Below are 4,382 nucleotides of genomic sequence, written 5' to 3'. Positions count from 1 at the left end.
TTCGGAGGCAATGATCTGCACCTCGGGCGCGAGGGTCGAGAGCGTCAGGCAGGTGCCCGAAATCATGCCGCCACCACCGATGGGTGCGACCATCATTTCCAACCCGTCCACCTGCTCCATGAATTCCTTGGAGCACGTGCCCTGTCCTGCAATCACGCGTGGATCGTTGTAGGGGTGGACAAAATCGCCGCCCGTTTCGGCCTGCACCCGCGCGAATGTTTCCTCGCGTGATGTGGTCGAGGGCTCACACTCGGTGATCACGCCACCATAGCGCCGCACTGTGTCTTTCTTGGCCTGCGGTGCTGTGCGCGGCATGACCACGTTGCAAGGGATGCCCCGGCGCATCGCGGCATAGCTGAGGCAGGATGCATGGTTGCCCGAAGAGTGGGTGGCCACGCCATGCTTGGCCTGTTCATCCGTCAGTCCAAAGACTGCATTTGCGGCACCACGAACCTTGAACGCCCCCGGTTCCTGAAAGTTCTCGCATTTGAAGAACAGTTGCGCGCCGGTCAGTTCGTTGAGGTAGTCCGAAGTGCGGATGGGTGTGCGGTTGATATGCGGCTTGATGCGCTCATGCGCATCCAGCATGTCCTGATAGGTCGGAATATACATGTCAGTCTGGTCTTTCATTATGCTGCATCCCGCATTTTCAGGCCTGTAGACCCGCGATAGTATTCCTGCGCTGCCGCCACACCGGACCCGAGTTTGATCTCAAGACCAAGGTCGACCATACACATCTCTGCTGTGGCGATGCCTGACAAGGCCATGACATCTGTCATGCTGCCCAGGTGGCCGATCCGGAAGACTTTGCCGGCCACTTCGCCAAGCCCGACACCAAATGCCACGCCATATTTTTCGGCGGCATGGGTCACAATATCAGTGGCGTTGAACCCTTCGGGCGTTTTGATCGCACTCACTGTGTCAGAGTAGAGATCAGGGGAAGCCGCGCAAAGTTCCAGCCCCCAGGCATCCACGGCGGCCCGTACACCGGAAGCGATCCGGTTGTGCCGCGCAAAGACGTTTTCGAGGCCTTCTTTGAGCAACATTTCGGTCGCAAGAAGCAGCCCGTTCATCAGACCCACAGCAGGGGTATAGGGGTAGGCATTGGCTGCATAGCCCTTGGTCATATCGGCGATATCAAAGAATGTGCGCGGCAGTTGTGCCGTCTTGCTGGCATCGCGTGCCTTTTGGCTGAAGCCAACAATTGCCAGACCCGCAGGCAGCATGAATCCTTTCTGCGAACCCGTTACCGCGACATCAACGCCCCACTCATCAAAGCGGAAATCCATTGACCCGATCGAGCTGACCCCATCCACAAAGAGCATCGCAGGATGACCTGCAGCATCCAGCGCTTTGCGGACAGCAGCGATGTCCGATTTCACGCCGGTCGCCGTTTCATTATGCGTCGCCAGCACCGCTTTGATCTTATGCGCGGTGTCCGCTTTCAGGATTTCGGCGTAACGGTCCGCAGGAATGCCTTGGCCCCATGGGGTCTCGACGATCTGCATATCCAGCCCATGACGCTGGCACATATCAATCCAGCGGTGGCTGAACATCCCGTTGCGCGCCGCCAGAACCGTATCGCCGGGAGACAGGGTATTTGTGAGTGCTGTCTCCCAGCCACCGGTGCCGGTAGACGGAAAGATAAAGACTTCAGCTGTGTCGGACTTCAGGATCTTTTGTACGCCAGCACGTGCCGGATGCAGGATCTGGCCGAAAAGCGGTGACCGGTGGTCAATCGTCGGCATGTCACAGGCTTTGCGAATAGCCTCGGGCATATTCGTCGGGCCGGGAATAAATACGGGGTTCTGAAAGCTCATCGTCCAATCCTCCATTGGGTTGAGCGTGTTTTGCCAGAACAGACCCTGTCTGCATATTTTTTTGAAATTATTTTTCAGAAAGTGACTGCATGAGAAAAATGTTTGTTGTCAGTGCTTTGTATTTTTCATAATGTGAAATGTAATTTCAGATATGAGAAAAATCATGGAAGAAGAGGTAAAGCGTGGCCGTGGTCGCCCCAAGGCATGGGACGACAAGGGTGCGCAGAATACGATTAAATCGCTCGATCGCGCGTTAGAGGTTTTGGTCCAGTTGGGTGAAATGCAAGGCAGCACCCTGTCCGAAATCGCGGGCGCCCTTGGGCAATCCCCCGCAACAGTTTACCGTGTTCTGACAACATTTCAGGGACGCGGATTTGCCGACTTCGATCCGCAAAGCCAGGTCTGGAGCATTGGCCCCGCTGCATTCCTGACCGGATCAATGTTCCTGCGCCGCACGTCGCTGGTCGAACGCGCACGGCCCATCATGCGTGATCTGATGGAGGCGACGGGCGAGACTGCGAACCTTGGGATCGAACGGGATGGTCAGGTGCTCTTTCTGGGGCAGGTTGAGACACATGCAACAATTCGCGCCTTTTTCCCACCCGGTACGGCCTCGGCGATGCATTCATCGGGGATTGGCAAAGCTTTGCTGTCGCGCATGGACGATAAACGCCAACGTGCGGTGCTTGCCGCCAGCAAGCTGGAACAGTTTACACCCCATACGCTGACAGATCCTGAAGCGATGATCGCCGATCTGCATGCGACCAAGGCGCGCGGCTATGCTTTTGACGGCGAAGAACGCAACATCGGCATGCGGTGCATCGCCGCCCCCGTCTATAATGTCTTTGGCGAGGCGGTGGCGGGAATTTCAGTCTCGGGGCCGACGTCACGGATCACCGATGACCGGATCGTGGCCTTGGCCGAAGATGTCATGGAAGCCGCGGCGCGCCTGACCCGCGCGATTGGCGGGAACAACCGGCCGGCGAACTAGCGTTTGCTGCGCCGGATGGCACTGTCGCGATAATTCGGATCGTCACTGAACGGGTGGTCATTTTCGGACATGGTTGGTTCGGGCGAAGCATGAGGTTGTGACTGTGTCAGCTTTGCCCAGAGCTTGCGTGCAAGAAACTGGGCAATGACCACAAGCACCATAAATGCGGCAAAGGCGGCCAGGATTGACCCTGCGCCGACATCGACGCAGGCATCACCCGCGCCAAAGGCGATGGCATAAAGGATACTGACTGTTTCAGTGCAGGTGGTGAACATGCAATCCCGTTTGGCTGAATGGGATCAGACTAATCTGCATGGATCAAAACGGCAAACATTGTCGCTCTGCGCGTTTTCTTTTCAGCCCTCGCAATTCTGCATGACATTTCCAAGTCGCCTTCTTACGGTTCGCCGTGAAGCACCAAAACGGAGCCAACCATGCATTTTGGCCTGACCGATGAACAACAAATGATCGTGGAAACCGTGCGGTCTTTTGTGGAACGCGAAATCTACCCTCATGAAGATGCGGTCGAACGCAGTGGCGAAGTCCCAAAAGAGGTCGCCGATGAGATCAAGCGCAAGACGATCGAGTTGGGTTTCTACGCGTGCAATTTCCCGCAAGAGGTTGGCGGTGCGGGGCTAAGCCATGTCGAATTTGCGCTGGTCGAGCGGGAATTGGGGCGTGGGTCTATGGCGCTGAACCACTTTTTCGGGCGCCCGCAGAATATCCTGATGGCCTGTCAGGGGGATCAACGTGAGCGGTATCTACTGCCCGCGGTGCGCGGCGAACGGATGGATGCGCTTGCCATGACGGAACCTGATGCAGGATCGGACGTGCGGGGGATGAAATGTTCCGCCGTGCGTGATGGCGGCGATTGGGTGTTGAACGGATCCAAGCATTTCATTTCGGGTGCGGATCACGCCGATTTCTTTATCGTCTTTGTCGCAACCGGCGTTGATGACACGCCCCGTGGGCTGAAAAAGCGCATCACCACATTTCTGGTTGATCGCGGGACGCCGGGTTTTGAGGTGCGCGCTGGCTATAAATCCGTCAGTCACCGTGGCTACAAGAACTGCATTCTCGATTTTGACAACTGCCGCCTGCCCGATACGCAGGTTCTGGGCGAGGTTGATGGCGGTTTTGCCGTCATGAACGAATGGCTTTATGCCACCCGCATTACCGTCGCCACCATGTCTGTCGGACGCGCGCGGCGGTGTTTTGATTATGCCCTGAAGTATGCCGCAGAGCGCAAGCAATTCGGCCAACCCATCGGCAAATTCCAAGGCGTCAGTTTCCAGATCGCCGACATGATCACCGAGATCGACGCCGCCGATATGCTGACGCTGTCTGCCGCGTGGCGTCTGGATCAAGGGCTGCCTGCGAACCGCGAAATTGCCTCGGCCAAGGTCTATGCCACCGAAATGCTGGCCCGTGTCACTGACGCGACCCTGCAAATCTATGGCGGCATGGGATTGATGAGCGATTTCCCGATTGAGCGGTTCTGGCGTGACGCGCGGGTTGAGCGGATCTGGGATGGCACATCGGAAATCCAGCGCCACATTATCAGCCGCGAA

General features: G+C 57.0%; 5 protein-coding genes. 2 read left to right on the top strand and 3 right to left on the bottom strand.

From position 1 onward, the window contains the following. Positions 1-630 (bottom strand): pyridoxal-phosphate dependent enzyme (locus VGP75_RS05145; protein WP_327542629.1); only part of this gene is annotated, 630 nt, incomplete at its 3' end. After that, positions 630-1,820 (bottom strand): L-aspartate--glyoxylate aminotransferase BhcA, encoded by a 1,191-nt coding sequence (bhcA, locus tag VGP75_RS05140; RefSeq protein WP_327542628.1) that lies wholly within the window; start codon positions 1,818-1,820, stop codon positions 630-632. The genes VGP75_RS05145 and bhcA, both read right to left, overlap by 1 nt. 163 nt (positions 1,821-1,983) lie before the next feature. On the opposite strand from bhcA, the gene bhcR reads away from it, so the two are divergent. After that, positions 1,984-2,811: an HTH-type transcriptional regulator BhcR gene (bhcR, locus tag VGP75_RS05135; RefSeq protein WP_327542627.1), complete on the top strand. Its 828-nt coding sequence runs from the start codon at positions 1,984-1,986 to the stop codon at positions 2,809-2,811. Here the strand turns inward: bhcR and VGP75_RS05130 are convergent. Next, positions 2,808-3,086, bottom strand: a complete 279-nt coding sequence (locus VGP75_RS05130; RefSeq protein ID WP_327542626.1) for a hypothetical protein — start codon at positions 3,084-3,086, stop codon at positions 2,808-2,810. The two genes, bhcR and VGP75_RS05130, sit on opposite strands and share 4 nt — an antisense overlap. 159 nt (positions 3,087-3,245) lie before the next feature. Here VGP75_RS05130 and VGP75_RS05125 point away from each other — a divergent pair. Further along, positions 3,246-4,382: acyl-CoA dehydrogenase family protein (locus tag VGP75_RS05125; RefSeq protein WP_327542625.1), on the top strand; the 1,137-nt coding region annotated here is incomplete at its 3' end.

The sequence above is a fragment of the Yoonia sp. genome, assembly GCF_036007805.1.
Taxonomy (GTDB): domain Bacteria; phylum Pseudomonadota; class Alphaproteobacteria; order Rhodobacterales; family Rhodobacteraceae; genus Yoonia.
Note: the sequence above shows the minus strand (reverse complement) of the source record. Positions and strands in the feature narration are given on the sequence as shown.